This window comes from Streptomyces sp. 891-h (assembly GCF_022760275.1).
GTDB classification, from domain to species: Bacteria; Actinomycetota; Actinomycetes; order Streptomycetales; family Streptomycetaceae; genus Streptomyces; species Streptomyces spirodelae.
Genome location: NZ_CP050693.1, coordinates 5,872,625 through 5,891,706, shown reverse-complemented (window position 1 = coordinate 5,891,706; position 19,082 = coordinate 5,872,625). Strand labels below are relative to the sequence as shown.

General features: G+C 70.8%; 17 protein-coding genes. 7 read left to right on the top strand and 10 right to left on the bottom strand.

Annotation, left to right across the window (positions count from 1 at the left end; translation table 11 throughout):
* Positions 1-9 precede the first annotated feature (9 nt).
* Positions 10-1,026 (bottom strand): acetylserotonin O-methyltransferase, encoded by a 1,017-nt coding sequence (locus tag HC362_RS25845; protein ID WP_243086546.1) that lies wholly within the window; start codon positions 1,024-1,026, stop codon positions 10-12.
* 221 nt (positions 1,027-1,247) lie between these two features.
* Between HC362_RS25845 and HC362_RS25840 the strand changes: the two genes are divergently transcribed.
* Together HC362_RS25840 and HC362_RS25835 are read left to right on the top strand one after the other, a co-directional pair.
* The gene (locus HC362_RS25840) at positions 1,248-2,888 is read left to right on the top strand and encodes an FAD-dependent monooxygenase (protein WP_243086545.1); all 1,641 of its coding nucleotides are present in this window, start codon (positions 1,248-1,250) and stop codon (positions 2,886-2,888) included.
* 15 nt (positions 2,889-2,903) lie between these two features.
* On the top strand, positions 2,904-3,929 hold the full coding sequence (locus HC362_RS25835; protein ID WP_243086544.1) for an acetylserotonin O-methyltransferase: 1,026 nt from the start codon (positions 2,904-2,906) through the stop codon (positions 3,927-3,929).
* A gap of 48 nt (positions 3,930-3,977) precedes the next feature.
* Here the strand turns inward: HC362_RS25835 and HC362_RS25830 are convergent, their stop codons facing one another.
* The 3 genes from HC362_RS25830 to HC362_RS25820 form a co-directional block, all read right to left on the bottom strand.
* A complete protein-coding gene (locus HC362_RS25830; RefSeq protein WP_243086543.1) occupies positions 3,978-5,078 on the bottom strand; it encodes a CDP-alcohol phosphatidyltransferase family protein in 1,101 nt (366 codons plus the stop codon).
* A gap of 194 nt (positions 5,079-5,272) precedes the next feature.
* Positions 5,273-6,196, bottom strand: a complete 924-nt coding sequence (locus HC362_RS25825) for an NADP-dependent oxidoreductase (protein WP_243086542.1) — start codon at positions 6,194-6,196, stop codon at positions 5,273-5,275.
* 232 nt (positions 6,197-6,428) lie between these two features.
* Positions 6,429-6,929 (bottom strand): MarR family transcriptional regulator, encoded by a 501-nt coding sequence (locus HC362_RS25820; RefSeq protein WP_243086541.1) that lies wholly within the window; start codon positions 6,927-6,929, stop codon positions 6,429-6,431.
* 117 nt (positions 6,930-7,046) lie between these two features.
* Between HC362_RS25820 and HC362_RS25815 the strand changes: the two genes are divergently transcribed.
* From HC362_RS25815 to HC362_RS25805, 3 genes are all read left to right on the top strand, one after another.
* Positions 7,047-7,577: a hypothetical protein gene (locus HC362_RS25815; RefSeq protein ID WP_243086540.1), complete on the top strand. Its 531-nt coding sequence runs from the start codon at positions 7,047-7,049 to the stop codon at positions 7,575-7,577.
* Positions 7,578-7,728: 151 nt separating this feature from the next.
* The gene (locus HC362_RS25810) at positions 7,729-9,048 is read left to right on the top strand and encodes a cation:proton antiporter (protein ID WP_243086539.1); all 1,320 of its coding nucleotides are present in this window, start codon (positions 7,729-7,731) and stop codon (positions 9,046-9,048) included.
* Positions 9,049-9,310: 262 nt separating this feature from the next.
* Positions 9,311-10,186 carry a glycosyltransferase gene (locus HC362_RS25805; protein ID WP_243086538.1) on the top strand — a complete coding sequence of 292 codons (876 nt, stop codon included), beginning with the start codon at positions 9,311-9,313 and terminating at the stop codon, positions 10,184-10,186.
* Positions 10,187-10,505: 319 nt separating this feature from the next.
* Here the strand turns inward: HC362_RS25805 and HC362_RS25800 are convergent, their stop codons facing one another.
* A complete protein-coding gene (locus HC362_RS25800) occupies positions 10,506-11,324 on the bottom strand; it encodes a helix-turn-helix domain-containing protein (RefSeq protein WP_243086537.1) in 819 nt (272 codons plus the stop codon).
* A 187-nt stretch (positions 11,325-11,511) separates the two neighbouring features.
* Here HC362_RS25800 and HC362_RS25795 point away from each other — a divergent pair, with 187 nt between their 5' ends.
* Both HC362_RS25795 and HC362_RS25790 read left to right on the top strand, forming a co-directional pair.
* On the top strand, positions 11,512-11,874 hold the full coding sequence (locus HC362_RS25795) for a VOC family protein (RefSeq protein WP_243086536.1): 363 nt from the start codon (positions 11,512-11,514) through the stop codon (positions 11,872-11,874).
* A gap of 27 nt (positions 11,875-11,901) precedes the next feature.
* Positions 11,902-12,318, top strand: coding sequence for an SRPBCC family protein (locus tag HC362_RS25790; RefSeq protein ID WP_243086535.1), 417 nt, complete (start codon positions 11,902-11,904; stop codon positions 12,316-12,318).
* Between the two features lie 311 nt (positions 12,319-12,629).
* Here HC362_RS25790 and HC362_RS25785 read toward each other — a convergent pair whose 3' ends face one another.
* The 5 genes from HC362_RS25785 to HC362_RS25765 form a co-directional block, all read right to left on the bottom strand.
* Entirely contained in the window at positions 12,630-13,496 is an 867-nt protein-coding gene (locus tag HC362_RS25785) for an LLM class flavin-dependent oxidoreductase (protein ID WP_243086534.1), read from the bottom strand.
* Positions 13,497-13,507: 11 nt separating this feature from the next.
* Entirely contained in the window at positions 13,508-14,551 is a 1,044-nt protein-coding gene (locus HC362_RS25780; RefSeq protein WP_243086533.1) for an acetylserotonin O-methyltransferase, read from the bottom strand.
* Positions 14,548-16,131 (bottom strand): peptide MFS transporter, encoded by a 1,584-nt coding sequence (locus tag HC362_RS25775; protein WP_243086532.1) that lies wholly within the window; start codon positions 16,129-16,131, stop codon positions 14,548-14,550. Before HC362_RS25775 ends, HC362_RS25780 begins: the two co-directional genes overlap by 4 nt.
* Complete coding sequence (locus tag HC362_RS25770; RefSeq protein ID WP_243086531.1) at positions 16,128-17,594, bottom strand: NAD(P)/FAD-dependent oxidoreductase; 1,467 nt, start codon at positions 17,592-17,594, stop codon at positions 16,128-16,130. Before HC362_RS25770 ends, HC362_RS25775 begins: the two co-directional genes overlap by 4 nt.
* A gap of 176 nt (positions 17,595-17,770) precedes the next feature.
* Positions 17,771-18,973, bottom strand: a complete 1,203-nt coding sequence (locus HC362_RS25765) for an FAD-dependent monooxygenase (protein WP_243086530.1) — start codon at positions 18,971-18,973, stop codon at positions 17,771-17,773.
* Positions 18,974-19,082 lie beyond the last annotated feature (109 nt).

Genomic DNA, 19,082 nt, shown 5'->3' with positions numbered 1-19,082 from the left:
GCGGCCCGCTCAGCCGGCCTTGCGGCAGATCACGAGCGTGTCGTAGTCGCTCAGCGGCAGCACCTCGGTCGAGGCGAACCCGGCGCGCTCGGCGTGCGCGACGGCCTCCGAGACCGGGTACTCCGAACCGCCGTCGGTGACCAGCAGCATGTCGAGGCTGATGACGAGGTTCTCGACGTGGTCCGGCTCGTCGTCCAGCATCCGGTCGTAGATCAGCAGCGCGCCGCCGGGGTTGACGGCCTGGTACGCCTTGGCGATCAGTTCGCCGCGCTGCTTCTCGTCCCAGTCGTGCAGCACGTGCCCGAGGTTGACGACGTCGGCGCTGGGCAGCGGGTCGGTGAAGAAGCTGCCGCCGTGGAAGGTGACCTTGCCGGTCAGCCCGTACTCGGCGACCTTCTCGTCGAACAGCGGCTCCATCGGCGGCAGGTCGAAGACGTGCCCTGCCAGGTGCGGCTGGGCCTTGACGATGATGGAGCACAGGTTGCCGCGGGCGCCGCCGACGTCCAGTACGGAGCTGTAGCCGCTCCAGTCGAACTTCCCCACCAGCTCGGGGCCCACGACATGGGTGAGGGCGTCCATCATGCCGACGAACTGCCGCAGGATGTGCGGGTTCCTGGTGACTTCCTCGAAGTCGCTGCCGGACTGCTGCTGACCGGTGCGCAGCGCCTCGGACAGCTTCCCCCAGGCGGGGTAGAGGTTGCGGTTGGAGCGCTCCAGGAAGCCGCCGACGTAGGTGTGCTTGCCGCGCACCAGATAGGTGCCGGCGCCCTCGGCGTTGCCGAACCTGCCGCCCTCCTCGCGGGTGAGCAGGCCCAGGGCCGCCAGCAGGTTGAGCCAGTCGCTCAGCCCGCGGCCGTGCAGACCCAGCTCCTTGCGGATCTCCTCCTGGGACTGGGGGCCCTTCTCGTCGAGGGTGGTGAACAGGCCCAGTTCGACGGCGGTCAGCAGCGCCTTCGCGTCGCAGAACGCGTTGCTCAGCCGGATGATTCCGGCCGGGGTGCTGACATCCAGGCTGGTGTGCGTCATGCGCAGGACTCCTTCCGAAACGGCACATGGCCTGGCGCCAGGGCCGCCCCGGGAGGGTCACACCGGAAAGTTGAGCGCCCCTCGAACGGCGGTGGGGACCCGCCGGGGCACGCGGGCCCCCGCCGGATCTCCAGCCGCCCTCAAGGGGCCGTGGCTACTCATCAGGGGTGCCGAAACCGGCCGAGCCCAGCCGTTCCAAGGTCCGTTCAGAGGGGACATGCATGTATGACGTGAAGATCCCGGTGCTGATCGTCGGCGGTGGTCCCGTCGGACTCTCCACCGCGCTGTTCAGCGGCCGGCGTGGCGTCCGCACGATGCTGCTGGAGAAGCGGGACAGCACCTCCATGCTTCCCCGCGCCCCCGGCCTGCAGGCCCGCACGATGGAGCTGTTCCGCGCAGCGGGGCTCGGGAAGGACATCCGCGCCCTGGAGAAGGGCAACTCGCACGCCTACTTCGAGGGCGGCATCATCAAGGTCGACACCTTCTCCGACATCGACAACGCCGAGCTGCTGGAGTCCCCGTCGCTGGACGGTCCCACGGTCAGCCCGGAGCGGGTGATGGGCTGCGGCCAGGACCGCTACGAGAAGGTGCTGGTCGCCAAGGCGCGCGAGTACGGCGCCGACGTACGGTTCAACACCAAGCTGATCTCCTTCCAGGCCGACGAGGAGGGGGTCACGGCCATCGCGGAGGAGTCCGCGACGGGCAACCGGCTCACCATCCGCGCCGACTACCTGGTGGGGGCCGACGGCGCGGGCAGCCGCATCCGGCAGGCGCTGGGCGTCGAACGGGTGGGCCGCGGCACCGTCTTCAACGCGCTGAGCATCTACTTCCGGGCGCCCGAGCTGGAGACGCTGCTCAAGGACCGCAAGTTCATCCTGTGCTACGCCTCGGCGGGCGGCTCGCTGATGGGGCTCTCCCGGCTGCACGGCTGCGACCCGTGGCTGGCCGCGCCGATCTACTACCCGGAGAAGGGCGAGAAGCCCGAGGACTACACCGACGAGCGGTGTGTGGAGATCGTCCGCCGTGCGGCGGGCAAGGACATCGACGTCGAGATCATGGACAAGGTGCCCTGGCAGGGCGCCCAGCTGGTCTCCGAGACCTTCCGCGTCGGCCGGGTCTTCCTCGCGGGCGACGCCGCGCATGTGCACCCGCCGGCCGGCGGCTTCGGCGCCAACACCGGCATCCACGACGCGCACAACCTGTCCTGGAAGCTGGCCGCCGTGCAGGACGGCTGGGGCACCGACGCGCTGCTGGACACCTACGACGCGGAGCGCCGCCCGCTGGGCACCGCGATGTCCGAGCAGGCGCTGGTGCGCAACCGTATCCGGCACGGCTACGCCACCGAGCAGGACCGGCAGGACTTCGTCGACGACGTGATCATCACGCTCGGCTACCGCTACCGGTCCTCGTCCATCGTCGGTGCCGAGGGCTCCAAGGTCCTCACCCCCGATCTGGAGCTGACCGGCGAGCCGGGCACCCGAGCGCCGCACGTGTGGCTGAACCGTTCGGGCAAGGGCGGCGACGAGCGGATCTCCACCATCGATCTGTTCTGGGACGACTTCGTGCTGCTGCACGGTCCGGACGGCGGCGCCTGGGCGAAGGCCGCTGTCAAGGCCGCCGAGCGGCTGGGCGTGCCGCTGCGCACCCACGCCGTCGGGCCCGACGAGGAGCTGCGGCCCGAGGACCGGGACTGGGCGACCGCATACGGGGTGGGCGCGGGCGGCGCCGTGCTGGTGCGCCCCGACGCGTTCGTCTCCTGGCGCTCCGCGGGCGACACCTCGACCGTCGCCGACCCGGACGCGGTCCTGGACGACGTGCTGGCACGCGCCTCGGCCGCGGCCGGCGCGAAGGCCGGCTCATGACCCGGAGGTGGCCCCGTGGCTGACGATGTGACGGCACGCGCCGGACAGGTGCTCGGCCAGGCCATGGCCTTCCAGCCGGCGAAGCTGGTGCTGGCCGGGGTACGCCTCGGTCTGTTCGCGACGCTGGCCGAGGGCCCGCTGCCCGAGGACCGGCTGCGCGAGCGGCTGGGCCTGCACCCGCGCGGCTGCGACCACTTCCTCGCGGCGCTGGCCGAGCTCGGCTTCCTGGAGCGCCGCCAGGACGGCGCCTGGGCCAACTCGCAGGTCTCGGCGCAGCTCCTGGTGCCCGGCGACCCCGCCTCGCTCAGCGGCTTCCTGCAACTGGCCGACCGGGTGATGTACCCGGCGTGGGAGCGGCTGGCCGACGGGCTGCGGACCGGCGAGCCACAGGCCGCGACGTACTCCGGCGAGGACATGTTCGACCAGCTCTACGACAGCGAGGAGAAGAAGGACGGACTGGTCGGCATGGCGGAGGACGCCAGCCGGCCGCTCATCCCGGCGCTGACCCAGGTCTTCGACTGGGCGTCGTACGGCTCCGTGCTGGAGCTCGGCGGCTGCCGCGGCAACGTGCTGGCCGGTCTGGTGGCCGCCCATCCGCACCTGGATGCGCGGGTCTTCGACCTGCCGCAGCTGGAGGGCGACTTCGAGGCGCACATGGCGGCGCTGGGGATGACGGGCAAGCTCGGCTTCCACGGCGGCGACTTCTTCGCCGGACCGCTGCCGGAGGCCGATGTGCTGATGCTGGGGCACGCGCTGGTCGACTGGAACGACGACCAGCGCGCCCAGCTCGTCAAGAACGCCTTCGCCGGAGTGCGGCCCGGCGGCGCCTTCCTGGTGTGGGACCCGGTGATCGTGCCCGAGGACGAGAGCTACCTGCGCAATCTGCTGCGCAGCCTCAACCTGCAGTTGATGACCCCGCACGGAAAGGGGTACACGCTCGCGCAGTGCGCGGCGTGGATGCGCGATGCGGGCTTCGCCTCCGTCGAACACCGCTCCCTGGGGCACGATGTGACCCTGGTGATCGCGCACAAGTCGGTGTGAGCGCCGCGCCGTCCCCTCCCCCGGCGGGGAGGGGACGGCGCGTCGGCCTCAGGCCGCCGCCGAGGTCTGGGCCACGGCGGGAGCGGGCGTTCCGGCCGTGGCGGACTCCCGGTCGAAGGCGTCGATGGTCCTGGTGAAGTCCCGGGTGGACAGCAGCAGTTTGTAGACGATGGCGAGTTCGAAGACGAGCAGCAGCGCGCCGGAGACGACGGTGACGGCCAGTACCTGGTCGAGCAGCGGGCCGACGATGAACACGCCCATCTGGAACTCGATACCGCTGACCAGGTGCGTACGGATGCGGTGCCGCAGCAGGAAGGAGCGCATCCGCAGGTACCACGGGAACCGGCTGCGGAACTCCTGGTGCAGGTCGATGACCGGCCGCCGGACCCGGGCGCCCTCCTCGGTGGGGGCGGTGGGGGCGGTGGGGTCGGCCGGTGCGTGGGCGGCGTGCTCGGTGGCGCCCTCCGCGGGGGTCCGCGTCACCGTCTGCGCCGCGAGCGTGCCCACCTGAGCGCCGGCGGTCTCCTCCTGGGCCGTGCGCAGGTCCTGCTCGACGTCGGCCTCGGGGTTCTCGCGCAGCAGGTCTTCCATGAAGGTGAGTTCCACCTGGTTCTCCGCGCGACGGGCCGCGCGGATCCTGGACTTGAGCTGCTTGCGCATGGTGTGCCGGGTCTTGAAGATCTCCAGCGAGTTGATGTAGCGCAGCCCGTCCAGGAAGATGACGGCCGCCGCGAGCCAGACGTACCGGATGTCGTCGGTGCGGTGGTACTGACCGGCCATCAGAGCCAGGGCGCAGAACATGACGCGGACGCGGTCGAAGATGTAGTCGAGCCAGGCGCCGAAGACGGAGCCGGTGCCGGTGAGGCGGGCCGTCTTCCCGTCCATGCAGTCCAGGATGAAGCTCAGGTGGTAGACGACGGCTCCGGCGACGAGCCAGCGCCAGTCGCCCATCGCGAAGCACGCGGCCGAGCCCAGTCCCAGCAGCAGGGCGCCCCAGGTGATCTGGTTGGGGGTGATACGGGTGCGGGCCGCGGTCAGCCGCACCAGGGGGGTGGCCACCGGGTCCACCAACAGCACCGTCCACCACGCGTCGCGCTTCTTCTGCGTTATGCGACGCACTTCGGACAGGGGCGGTATCTCTGCAGGCATGCTGGACTTCCTCGCGTTCACCAGATGTTCATGCGAAGTCAAAGTCCAGACCAGCGAAAGGACAAGATCCCAGTCGTACAACCTTTCACCACAGGTAAAGGTCACAGTGGGGCAAGGGGTCTGTAGTGGCCGCTTACCCATACGCCGATGGAGGCGCGCGCCCCTCAGGGGCGCGGGTCAGGCCGGGGGGTGGGTCAAGTGGTGAGCACCAGCTTGGCGTCGAGTCCCCCGGCCTCGCCGAGCCGGTGGGCCCGTGCCGCTTCGGCGAGCGGCACGGGCTCGTGCACCGGCACCACGAGTGTGCCGCGCCGATGGAGGGCGAGGGCCTGGTCGAGCGCGGGGCCGGTGCGGTCGAGGCCGGACCCGCCCGCGGAGAACCGCACCCCGTGCGCCTGCGCGGCCTGCGGATCGGCGAGGGTGAGCACCCTCGCCGCGCCGCCGCTCGCCAGCCGCGCCGAGTCGCCCAGTACGTCGGCGCCCGAGGTGTCCAGCACGGCGTCCACCTCGCGCGGCGCCACGGCCCGCACCCGCTCCGGCCAGCCGTCCCCGTAGGTGACGGGGGTGGCCCCCAGGTCGGCCAGCCGCCGGTGCACCCGCTCGGCGGCCGTACCGACGACATGGGTGCCGCGTGCCACGGCGAACTGGACTGCGAGGTTGCCGACGGCGCCGCCCGCACCGTGGACGAGCAGGGTCTCCCCCGCGGCGACGGCCAGTTCGTCCAGCGCGCGGTATGCGGCCTCCGCCGCGACGGGCAGCCCGGCGGCGCGGTGGACGTCGAGATCGTGCGGCCGCAGCCGCAGCTGCGCGGTGTCGGCGACGAGGAGGGTGGCGTACGCGGACGAGGCGCGGCCGAAGACCTCGTCACCCGGCTCCAGGGCGCTGACGCCGTCACCCACCGCGTCGACCGTGCCGGCGAATTCCAGCCCTGGGATGTGCGGGAGCGTCACGGGCATGGCGGCGGACAGGGCGCCGCTGCGCAGCTTCCAGTCGAGCGGGTTGACGCCCGCGGCCCGTACGGCGACGCGCACCTGGTCGGGGTCCGGCTCGGGGATGTCGATGCCGGTCGGCTGGAGCACCTCCGGCCCGCCGTACGCGGCGTAGGCGACGGCCTCGGGCATGGCGAACACCTGCTTCCTGTACCGGGTGCGTGACTCCCGCACCCCGCGTTCCCGACGGGCGCCCACCCATGCGCACCCCGCGTTTCGGAGGGCGCCGTCCCATGCGCACCCCGCGTTCCCGCAAGCGCCCACCCCTCGCCGCACCCTGCCTTCCCGGCAGGCGCCCGCCATGCACACCCCGCAATCCCGGGGCGCGCTCCCGGGCGCGCCCTCGCGTGAGCGGCGGCTCGGATCACGCCTGGCGCTCCTCCTCCCGCAGCCGGAGCAGGTGTCGCTCCTGGATCTCGCGGCTGCGCCGGGCGAAGTCCAGCAAGAGCTCCAGTTCGGGCAGCGAGTAGCGCTCCAGGAGCGCCGCGCCCTCCGCGGCGAGGGGGCCGTAGAGCTCGTCCGCACCGCGCTGGATGGCGGGCGTGGCGCGAACGACGGACTTGCGGCGGTCGTGCGGGTCGGGCTCGCGGGTGAGGTAACCGAGGCGGGCCAGCCGGTCGAGCATCGCCGTGACGCTGCCCGTGGTCAGGCCGAGCGCCGCGCCCAGCTGGCTGGGGGTGGCGCTCTCGCGCTGGGTGAGGACGTCGAGGCAGTGCAGGTCGGTGCGGTTGATGCCGAGCCGGCCGGCGGTGGCGGCGTCCACCGCGTCGGTCGCGCTCTGCAGGGCGCGCACCTCCTCGGCGAGTCGTCGGCGCAGCTCGGTTTCCTTCGGCTCCTGTGGCGGTGAGACCTGTTCACTTGACATACAAGTATCTCGACTCTCAAAATAAGGACTAACAGTTAACTTGGCTACCAAGATAGCCGGTTGCCAAGGGATTCACGCCATCGGGTTGTTGCCCGGGTTCCAGGAAGGAACACTGCGATGAGCAACCAGCACACCGAGCACATGCCGGACCTCCACACCGAACGGGTCGAAGCCTTCTACACCAGTGTGAAACGGCTGGGCCACTGGACGCGGTCCCGCACGATCGACGTACGCACCCGGCGCTCCTCCGTCCACCTCGACCTGCGTTCGGCGCAGCTGCCCGACGGCGACATCGAGCTGCGGCTGCTGAGCGAGCGGAGCATGCTCAAGCTCCTGCTCCCCCAGGACGCCGTCCTCGACGAGACCGAACTGGCCCTCGTGGGCCGCTGCAAGATCAAGGACCGCGAGCGGCACGTCCCGCACCACGGGCGCGTCATCCGGCTCACCGGCACGCTCCAGCGGGGCGAGATCCGTGTCGCACGCGGCGGCGTCGCCACCCTCAGCGCGATGTTCTCCCGCGAGTTCATCGACGACTGCCGCACCGCACACCGGGACGGCACCTGGCCGGTACTGCCCGACCCCGGCGGCGTGTACGGGCGACCCGAGGCCGAGGAGCTCCGCAAGGCGGGCGCGAGCCGCTCCCGCTGAGTCTCGACGCCCCGTCGAGTGCGCCCCCCTACCCTCACCGTCCGACGCCGGAGCCTGCCCGGCCGCGGCGTGAGCGCCGGCCGTCCCGGGCCGGCCGCGCGACCCGGCCGCGCCGCTCGGCACCGTCCGGTACCGCGCAGGGGGCGCACTCATGACTCCGGAGCAGCTCCAGTCCTTCTTCCTGGGACTCGCCGCCATCCTGGCGCTCAGCCGTCTGCTGGGCGCCGCGGCCCGCAGAATCGGGCAGCCGCCCGTGGTGGGCGAGCTGCTCGCCGGGGTGCTCGTCGGACCCACCCTGTTCGGCGGCGCGCTCGCCGACCACCTCTTCCCCACCGACATCCGGCCCATGCTCGGCGCGCTGGCCGACCTCGGCCTCGTGCTGTTCATGTTCGTGGTGGGCTACGAACTGGACCTGACCCGGCTCCGCGGCAGGGAACGCGTCGCGGTGAGCGTGTCCCTGTGCTCCGTACTGGTGCCGCTGACCCTCGGCGGACTGCTCGCGCTGTACCTCGCCGAGCAGCACGCGACCGGCAGCCGCACCGCGTTCGTACTCTTCCTCGGCGCCGCCATGGCGGTCACCGCGTTCCCCGTACTGGCCCGCATCCTCGCCGACAGCGGACTCGGCCGCACCCGGATCGGCGGCATCGCGCTGGCCGCGGCCGCACTCGACGACATCCTCGCCTGGTCGCTGCTGGCCGTCGTCGTCACCGTCGCGGGCGGCGACGGCCAGTGGCGGCTGCTGCTGGCGCCCGCCTACCTCGCGGTGATGCTGCTGGCCGTACGGCCCTGCCTGCGCCGGCTGTTCGAGGGGCGGCGCACAGCCCCGCCACGGGCCGGCTGGGAGGGCTGGGCACGCGAGCATGTGACCGCCGACCAGTTGATCGTCGTACTGGGCGGACTGCTGCTCTCCTGCCTGGCGACGGCCTGGATGGGCGCCCACTTCGTCTTCGGCGCCTTCCTGTTCGGCGCCGTGATGCCGCGCGACACCTCGCGTCGGCTGCGGTACCAGATCACCGACCGGCTGGAGTACGTGACCCGGCTGTTGCTGCTGCCCTCCTTCTTCGTCATCGCCGGCCTCCAGGTCGACCTCTCCCGCATCGGCGCCCGCGGAGTGGCCGAACTCGGCCTCATCCTGTTGACCGCCGTCACCGCCAAGTTCACCGGCGCGTACGCGGGCGCCCGGCTCAACCGGGTGCCCCACGCGCAGAGCGGAGTGCTAGCAGCGCTGATGAACACCCGCGGCCTGACGGAACTGGTCATCCTGACCGTCGGCCTCCAACTGAACGTCATCGACCGCGACCTGTACGCCCTCATGGTCGTCATGGCCCTGACGACCACCGCCATGACCGGCCCCCTGCTGTCGCTGCTGGGCCGCCGGTGTGGCGGCCCAGCAGCGCTGGGGGACTTCTCCTTCCCCGCGGAGCTCCGCGGGAGCGCGCCGGTGGCGCGGGCCCCCTCCGGGAGGGGCTGATGGGGCTGCCCCTGCCGGTTGCCTGCCGGCTGCGGGTGCTTTGTGGCTGATCGCGCAGTTCCCCGCGCCCCTTCGGGGCGCACGGCGAGCCACACGCATCACTCCTGCGGCGTGGCCGTCAGCCCATACCGCTCGAACCCGGGTTCGCCCTGGCTCCGCCACCGGGGCGAGCAGGTTCGGGCAGCGACACGTGTGTGAAGTGAGGTGGCCGCGTCGCGCGACGCTAGCATCGGCACTCTGCCGTCCACTGGAGTTTGCCGCTATGTCGTTGCCGCGTATCGGAGTCGTCATCGTGACGATGGGAACCCGCCCGCGGGAACTGGAGGCTCTGCTCGCTTCGGTGGAGAAGCAGAACGCCCCCGCAGCGCGGGTGGTTCTGGTGGGTAATGCGACACCCCTGACCGAGATCGCGACGGAGGCGACCAAGATCCCGCTGGAGGAGAATCTGGGCTGCCCCGGCGGACGCAACGTCGGTCTGAGGATGCTCCGCGACTCGGGCGAGGTCGACGTCGTCATCGAGCTGGACGACGACGGCCTGCTCATCGCCGAGGACGTGTTCCGCAAGGTCCAGCAGCTGTTCGCGGAGGACCCGAAGCTGGGGATCGTCGGTTTCAGGGTCGCTGACGAACACGGACACACGGAGCGACGCTGGGTGCCCCGGCTCCGTGTGGACGATCCGATGCGCCGCGGTCCGGTGACCGCCTTCCTCGGAGGGGGCCACGCCCTCTCGATGCCCATGCTCGGGCAGATCGACTTGTGGCCGGCGGAGTTCTTCTTCGGGCATGAAGAGTCCGATTTGGCATGGCGTGCGCTTGATGCGGGATGGAAGATCCTTTACGAACCCGAGCTCGTCCTCCAGCATCCGAAGACGTCTCCCGCTCGGCATGCGGTCCACTACCGGTTCACCGCCAGGAACCGCGTCTGGCTGGCCCGCCGCCGACTGCCGACGCCCTTGCTCCCCGTCTATCTCGGGGTGTGGCTCCTTCTCGCCATGGTGCGGATGCGGTCTCTGCCGGGCCTGAAAGCGTGGTGGGGCGGTTTCATCGAGGGTGCACGGACGCCGTGCGGCCCGCGCAAGCCGATGAAGTGGCGCACGGTATGGCGTATGACCCGGTTGGGTCGCCCGCCGATCCTCTGAAGCTCATCGCCTGAAAAGTGGCCGGCACGGGATACGGGTCTCGTCCTACCGGGCTTGAAGGAACTCGCGCGCGATGCTGCCGCGTGCGGCGCCAGCAGCCGCACAGCGGTCTCGGCAGTGGCTTTCGCCGCACCATGAGGGGTGGGGATCCCATGGTGGATCAGGGCTCTGGCACAGACCTTGGGGAGCGGTCGCGGAGCGTCACCCCGATGCTCGACTGCGATGGGTCGGGTTGTCGACGCCAAGTGATTCTCCACGTGCAACGGCTTGTGCGGCGCGTAATTCCCCGGGCGAGGACGTTGTCGAGCAACGGAGATCGTCAAGGTGTCCGAGGGGCGAGCAGGCGTCGCAGTGCTGTCGGTGTACGGCCCAGGTACTGGCGCATGGTCCTGGTCATGTGTGCCTGGTCGGCGAAGCCGAGCTCGGCGGCGAGGGCGCCGAGGCTGCTCTCGCCCCCCTCCAAGCGGTCCAGCGCGCGGCCGATGCGGATGCGGTTGCGATAGCGGGTCACTGAGACCCCCAGTTCGCGGCTGAAGGATCGGCTCAGACGGTAGGGCGAGACGCCTAGCACTTCTGCGAGCGGGAGCAGTCCCTCCGAGGCCGGGCGGCCTTCGGCGATCGCCTGGCGGGCCGCTGCGACGAGAGCCGCCTCATTTCCAGAGGCCTGTGCGCCGAGCGGGGTGGGGCCGGAAACGACTTGGCCGACGGTAGTGGCGAGCAGGCCGAGCAATTCTTCTGTCAGCGCGTAGTCGACGTCCCCGGTCCGGGCGGTCGCCAGGAGTCGGCGATGGGTGAGGTCGAGGCGGGCATCGACGTACACACTCTGTGCGGCCAGGCGGTCGACGTCGCCGGCCATTGCTTGCCAGAGCGCCGGCGTCAGGCTGATGGATGTGCAGTCGTCGCCTCCGGCGGGATGGGCGAAGCGCTCTTCCTGGCCTGGCACACCGATGTAGGCCATAGTCGCGTCGATGTCGGCGTCGGCTCCGGCTACGCGCCTACGGAACCGGCCACGGCGCACGAGCACCACCCGGTAGTCCTCATGTACTTCGGGCTGCGACCAGCGGGCATGGTCGTCCTGGCATGTCACAGCCATGACGCTGAAGTCGGCGCGGGCAGCGAGAGTGGTGGCTGAGAGCACCTTTGAACGCTACGCCGAGGGTCTGACAATCACCCGCGCAAGGATGTTCAAGACGGGGACCTGCTGCCGCGAGCAGGCTGGTCGACGTGCCCGGCCCGGCCGCCCGGCCCGGTACACCGGGGCTGTGTCGTCGGCACCGGCGGGGCACGCCAAACGTCACCAGCGCCCATACGAAGGGGTCATCGGCATGCCCGCTCTCGCGGAGTTCACCGCGGTCGTCATCGACTGCGCCGATCCGGCCATGCTCGCCGAGTTCTACAGAAAGGCCACCGGCTGGGAAATCACCTACAGCGACCAGGACTTCGCCTCCCTGGGCAACAGCGCCCGAATGCAGATCGCCTTCGTGCGCATCGAGGGCTACCAGGCGCCGGGCTGGCCCGACGCCCGCAAGCACGCACACCTCGACCTCAGCGTCACCGACTTGGAGAGCACCACCAAGGAACTGCTCGCCATCGGGGCAGCGAAGCCCGAGTTCCAGCCCGGGGAGGGCGAGTGGGTGGTGCTCACCGATCCCGAGGGGCACCCCTTCTGCCTCACCACCGCCGACTGACCACCCGGCAGACAGGAGAGACCCCCTATGGCGCACATCCACAAGGAATTCCTGATCGAGAGCGCCGCCGACAACGTCTGGGCGGCAGTCCGCGACGTCAGCGAGATACACCGGCGCCTGGCACCCGGCTTCGTCACAGACACGCGTCTCGAGGCGGATACCAGAGTCGTGACCTTCGCCAACGGCATCGTGGTGCACGAGCTTCTCGTTGACATCGACGACGAAGTCCGTCGGGTCGCTTATGCGGTGGTCGGCGGATCACTGGCCCCCAAGCACCACCATGCGTCGATGCAGGTCTTCGCGGACGGCAAGGACCACAGTCGGTTCGTCTGGATCACCGATGTGACGCCGGGCGACCTCGCAGGCCCTGTCGCCGAGATGGTCGCCCAAGGAGCACTCGTGATCAAGCAGACGCTGGAGACCCGAGCCACGCCGGGCAACTGACCGAGCGGCTTGGAAGTGCGGATGCGGCTCCATCGGGACCTGGCCTCGATGGAGCCGCATCCGCATGGGGCAGCTCGTGAGACCGCGTACGCCTCGCCGTCAAACAGATGAGGGTGACGCTCCGTCGGGTCTCTGCTCGTATCGCGCCGCGGTCGGCTGTGGTGGCTGGTGACAGTGCTGGTCATGCAGGTCCGGCAGCGCGCTCTCGCCAGGCATTCGCGGACTGGTCGCTGGTGGACGCTCCGTTCCGGGGACTGACGCGGATGCGGAGCCGTTCGAGCGGTGCAGCCCCCGCGGAGGCGGGGCCGGGTTCAGGGCAGGGCGGCCTCGGCGAGGAGGGCGAGTTGGTCCGGGGCCGCGGTGCAGGGGAAGATGAGGAGTTCGTCGCAGCCGGCTTCGGCGTAGGCCGTGGCCGTCTCGCGGAGCGACTCCGCGTCGGTGATGACGGCTTTGGCGGCCATCTCGGCCTTGGGGCCGATGAAGGCGTAGTAGGCGCGCAGGTAGTGCTCCGCTGTGGTGCGCGCTTCGGGGCCCAGGCAGGCGTAGACGAGGGCGACCAGGCGGGGGGTGTCGGAGCGGCCCTCGGTGCGCCAGGCGGTGCGGGCCTGTTGGGCGAGGTCGGCGTAGGCGGTGGCGGAGCTGCCGCCGGCGATCCAGCCGTTGGCGTGGCGGGCCGCGCGCCGCATGGCTGCGCGGGTGTGGCCGCCGACGATCAGTTCGGGGCCGGGTGGGGTGGGGCAGGGGCCGATGCCCGTGACGCCGGTGTCGGTCTCCTTGCCGTCCCAGATGTTGCTCAGTTCGGTCAGGATGGCGTCCAGGCGGCGGCCCCGGTTGCGGTAGGGCGCGCCTGTTGCCTGGAAGTCGTCCTCCCTGCCGCCCGCCGCGGCACCGACGGTCAGCCGGCCGCCGGAGATCTCGTGCAGGGTGGCCAGTTGTTTGGCCAGCAGCGGGGTGCCGGGGCGGTAGGCGGCCAGGAGGATGCTGGTGGCGAGGCGGATGCGCGTGGTGACGGCTGCCGCCGCGGTGAGCGCTGTGAGGGGTTCGTAGCTGTCGTAGACGAGGCGGTCGAGTACGCCCAGCGTCGAGAAGCCGTGCTCCTCGGCGCGGACCGCCCAGTCGACGAGCCGCCGCCCGTCGACGTCGGGCACGGTGGTGGGCAGGCCCACTCCGATCTCCACGGTCGGTCTCCTTAACGTCGGGCGGCCCGTTTGCGGGCGATCAGCAGGGTGTTGCCGAGCGGCAGCGGGTGGCTGGTCACGTCGGTGAAGCCGGCCTGCTCCATCCAGCCGGTGCAGTGGCCGGGGTGGTATCCGGCGCCTGCCGGGGTCATCACCAGCATGTGGAGGCTGGCGATCAGCGAGGCGAGCTCCGGTTTGTCGCCGTTCATCGGGTCGTAGACGAGCAGCGCGCCGCCCTCGTTGACGGCCGCGTACGCCTTCTCGATGAGCGTGCGGCGCTCGTCGCGGGAGAAGTCGGCGAGCACGTGGCCGATGACCACGACGTCGGCGGGCGGCAGGGGGTCGGTGAAAAAGTCACCCCCTGAGAAGGTGACGTTTTCCGGCACCCCCAGGTCCGTGGTGTGCTCCGCGCAGGGTTCGGCGTTCTGCGGGCGGTCGAAGACAGTTGCCGTCAGGCCGGGGCACTCGCGGACGATGCGCGCTGCGAGGTTGCCACGGGCTCCGCCCACGTCGGTGAGGGTGGTGTATCCGGACCAGTCGAGTGCGTCCAGGAGGTGCGGGATCAGCGGCTGGCTGAGTGAGTCCTGCATGGCCAGGAACATCCGCCGCGCGTGCGGGTCGCTGAGCATGGCCTCGAAGTCGCCCTCGGCCTGCGGCTTTCCGGTGCGCAGCGCCTCGGTGAGCCGTCCCCACGCCGGGTAGAGCACGAAGCCCGCGCCTTCCAGGAAGCCGCCCTGGTAGTCGGGGCCGCGGACCAGGTGCCGCTGGGCCGCCTCGCTGTTGCGGTAGCGGCCGTACTGCCGCTCCAGCAGTCCGACGGCGGTCAGCGCGTCGAAGAAGTCGGACGCGGCGCGCGGGTGCAGGCCCAGCGCGGCCCGTAGTTCCTCGGCTTCCGCCGTGCCGTCGGCCGTCTCGGCGAGCGCGGTGAACACACCCAGTTCCAGCGCGCTGAGCAGCAGCTTGGAGGCGGCGAAGCCGAGGCCGAGCTGGGCGATCCCGGCCGCCTGTGGCGAGTCCGGGGCGGTGGATTCCGGTACCGGGGAGACGGAGGTCATGCGGGGTCACCTTCCTGGACGGGCGTGGGCGCGGGCTCGGAGCCGGAGGCGGGCCCGGTCTCGTCGGCCTCCGGGGCCAGTCCGCGCGCCACCGTGTGCCGGCGCAGCGCGAGCGTGCCGCCGACGGTGAGGGCGAGTACGGCCAGCAGCAGGTAGTACAGCGCCTCGGGGATGACGTCGATCAGCCGGACGAGGCCGCTGCCCGCGCCGCCGCCGAGCGCGGCGAACAGCCACAGCAGCCCGAGCATGTGCGCGATGAAGCGGCGCGGCAGCACATCGGCGACGGCGGCGATACCCACGGCGGCGACGATGAGTTCACCGCAGGCGTGCATCAGGTAGACCACCAGCAGCCACAGCGGGGAGACCTTGTCGTCGCCGGATGCCAGCCCGGCCGCCAGCGCCATGACCAGGAAGCTGACGCCGGTCAGCAGCAGCCCGGCGGAGAACTTGGCCGGGACGCCGGCGCGCCCGCCGCCGTGCTTGAGCAGCAGCCACGCGAAGACCGGTGCCAGCACGAGAATGAACAGCGGGGTGGCCGATTGCAGCCAGCTGACGGGCACTTCGAAGCCGAGTACGTCACGGTCGGTGGAGTTCTTGGCGAACAGGGTCAGGGACGAGCCGTCCTGGGCGATCAGCGACCAGAACAGGGTCGAGCCGAGGAAGATCCACAGGAACGAGCGCAGCCGCCTGCGGTCGCCGGGCCCCAGCTCACGGCTGCGGTAGAGCACGGTGTAGGCGACCACGGGCGCCACGATCGAGGCCATGCCGACCAGCGCGATACCACTGCCGGCGGTCAGCGCGCCGGCTGCCGCCATCCCGCCCAGCAGCAGCGCCAGGGCGCCCGCGACGGTACCGGCCCGCCGTTTGACGCGGCGTGCCGTATCCGCGTCCAGTGGCCTGCCCGGCTTGTCGCCCACGCCCTGGAACTGCGGCCTGGCCAGGGCGACCTGGATGGTGCCGATGAGCATGGCGGTGCCCGAGACACCGAAGCCGAGCCGCCAGTCCACGCGTTCGCCGAGGAACCCGGCGATCAGCGGCGAGGTCAGGGCGCTGACCTGGATGCCGACGTAGATCAGCGAGATGCCCGCCTCGCGCCGCCCGTTGCCGGTGAACATCAGGTTGAGCAGGGCCTGGTGGTTGGGCTTGTACAGGCCCATACCGACGGCCAGCAGGACGAGCGCGAGCGGGGTGAGCCACAGCAGCGGCGTGGCCAGCGCGAAGTGTCCGGCCGTGGTGACGGCGGCGCCGAGCACCAGCGTACGGCGGGGGCCCAGCAGCCGGTCGGCGATCCAGCCGCCGGGCAGGCAGAGCATGAAGGCCAGCCCGATCCAGGCGCCGAACAGCGCGGCGGCGTCCGCCTTGGCGAGCCCGAGCCCGCCCTCGTCGCGGGGCGCGACGGCGAACAGCACCAGGATGGCCTGCATGCCGAAGAAGCCGAAGCGCTCCCACAGGTCGCTCATGAACAGGGTGCGGAACCAGTTGGGCCAGGGGCGCAGCGATCCGGAGGCGCTTTCCCGGCCGGCGCCGGGGTCCTCGCCGGACGCGGGGCCCTCGCCGGACGCTGTGTACTCGGCTGTCATGCCGCGGGACCTCCCTCGGCTGCGGCCCCGGCCGTGGTCCCGGCCGTGGTCCCGGCCGCGGTCCCGGCCGCCGCGCCCTCGGCACGCGCCAGGTGCAACTGCGGGCGGAAGGCGAGGTACAGCCCGCCGACGGCGTTCTGCTCGCTCATGGGGGCCTGCTTCTGCTCGTGGACCTTGTTGAGGTTGGCGAGCGGGTTGGGGTCGCCGCTCTCGGCGCCGTTGAGGTGGGCGTGCACGCTGGCGTACACGTCCTGCGCGTCCTCCATGTCGGCGATTCCGGTGATGATGCGGTCGAAGGCGTCCTGGAGGTTGAGGTTCTCGCGCTGCGAGGAGGTGAGCTTCTGGGCGTTGTAGAAGTGGTGCTCCTTGCCGCGATAGCTCTCGTAGAAGACGGAGACCAGCACCAGCAGCCGCTCGTAGGCGTGCCGGTAGACGGTGTTGAAGAAGTGCCAGGCCTCCTCTTCCTCGACCTCGCCGCGGATGACGCTGCCGAGGGAGGCGCTGGCCAGCATGGCGCTGTAGGTGGCCAGGTGGACGCCGGTGGACAGCAGCGGGTCGAGGAAGCAGGCGGCGTCGCCGCACATCAGGTAGCCGGGGCGGCCGAAGTTCTCGGCCGTGTAGGAGTAGTCCTGCTCGACCTTCATCCCGCTGACCTGTTCGGCGCCGCTCAGCAGCTTGGTGACGGCGGGGCACTCGGCCAGCACCTGGTCGTAGACCTGCTGGATGCCGCCGAGGCGGTTGCGCTTGTCGTTGAAGATGTCCCGCCCGGTGACCAGGCCGATGCTGGTGGTGCCGTCGTGCAGCGGGATCACCCAGAACCAGCCGTCGGGTGCCGAGCAGACGGCGATGGCGCCCTCGGGGCCGCGGTCCAGCGGTTCGACGTTCTTCCAGTAGGTCCAGGCCGCCACGTTGCGGAAGATCTCGTGGTACTGGCGGTTCTTGACGTGCCGGGCCGCCATGACGCCGCCGCGCCCGGAGGCGTCGATGACGTAGTCGAAGGTGATGCGTCCGCTCTCGGCGGGGTCCTTGGTGCCGGCCCACTGGGCGGCGACGGGTCGCTCACCGTCGAACTCGAGTTCCTTGACGGTGATGTTCTCCACGACCTCCACGCCCAGCGACTCGGCGTGCCGCAGCAGCAGCTCGTCGAACTCGGAGCGGATGACCTGCCAGGCGTTGGTGCCGTCGTCGCCCAGGTTGTCGAACTTGACCTCCCACTCCTCAGGGCCCCAGAAGAAGTAGGCGCCTCCCTTGGGCTGGAAGCCGTGGGCCTGCACCTTGTCCCACACTCCGAGCAGTTCGAGGATCGGCCGGCACGAGGGGAGGATCGACTCGCCGATGTGGTAGCGCGGGAACCTGTCGCGTTCCAGCAGGGTGACCTCGAATCCCTGCTTGGCCAGTAGTCCGGCCGCCGTCGACCCGGCAGGCCCGCCCCCGATGACGAGGATCTGGGTGGAACCACGCATGAACTTCTCCATTCCTCCGGGGTCCTGGACAGGTCGGTCGGAAGGCTCGGACCCTCCCCGGCACGGTGCGCCGGACTGCCGGAGGAGCAGTGGAGACAGCCTTGAAACGTCAGCCGCCCGCACACACGGTCAGGGGCGCGCCCGGATGGGCGCGCCCCTGCTGTGGTGGAGGGTGCTCAGACGCGGGCAGTCGTCACCGGGTCCTCCCACGGGACGCGGTAGGAGTAGACCGGCTCGGTGGCCTTGACGCCGAGCTTGAGGAAGAAGGGCAGCACCAGGTCGCGCACGGCGCGCTGGAAGCCGTTGGTGGCGGCCTTCTGGTTGCCGGTCTTGCGCCCCTCCTTGATGATCTTCTCGACGCGGCCCTTGCGGATGCCCTGGAACGCGGCGAACGCCCGCTCCGGCTCGGCCAGGTCCCGCAGGCACTTGGCCAGCACGATCGCGTCCTCCATCGCCATCGAGGCGCCCTGCCCGACGTGCGGCGAGGTGGCGTGCGCGGCGTCCCCCACCAGGCAGACCCGCCCCTTGTACCAGGTGGGCAGCGAGGGCATGTCGTAGATGGGGTAGCCGATGATCCCCTCCGGGGTGTCCTCGATCAGCTGCGGCACCGGGTAGTGGTCCTTGCGGTGCTTGGCCAGCAGCCGCCGCTGCCACTCCTCGTGGGAGACGGCCTCGATCTCGCCGCGCTCCGGCTCGCGCGCCTGGTGGTAGTTCTCGAACCAGTAGATCTCCCCGCCGGGCGTGGTCTGGTGGCCGAAGAACCCGTCGAGGCAGAACGACATCCGCATCGTGCCGTCCTCGGGAGCGCCGTACCGGGAGCGGGTGTAGCCGGCTGTCCCGATGACCCCCGTGTACGTCGGCCTGGGCGCGTCCGGCAGCACCGAGTAGCGCGTCCTGGAGTGGATACCGTCGCAGCCGACCATGAAGTCGCCCTCGGCGGTGGAGCCGTCGCGGAACCGTACGGTGACGCCGTCGCCGGTCTCGGTGACGCTCTCGAAGAACTTCCCGAACTCGATGCGCACCCCCCGCTCCACGGCGGCCTCGCGCAGCCCCTTGTTCAGCAGGCCGCGCTTGAGCAGCAGCGTCTCCGCCGGGTTCTCGCCGAGCTGCTTGCCCCGGTGGTTGAGGAAAGCGGTGCTGGTGGTGGGCGACCCGTACTGCTCGACGTTCTGCCTGATGCCCAGGGTCTCCAGCACCGCCAGCCCGTTGGGCGCGAGGTTGAGAAAGGCGCCCACGTCGTCGCGCGGCGCCTCGCTCGCCTCGTGGATGACGGCCTCGACACCGATCCGCTGGAGGTAGAGAGCCAGCACCGGACCGGCGATCCCGCAGCCGATGAGCAGCGCCCTGCGCGACGGTGCCGGCGCTTGTGGGTTACCCATGCTTTTCCTCGCCTCTCGTCAAGACAGCGGTTCTGCTGCCGCAGTGTCGGGAGCGTAGGCAAGGGCACTTGCGGACCACTCGAACGCCGGCGCCGTGGGGGCGCATCCG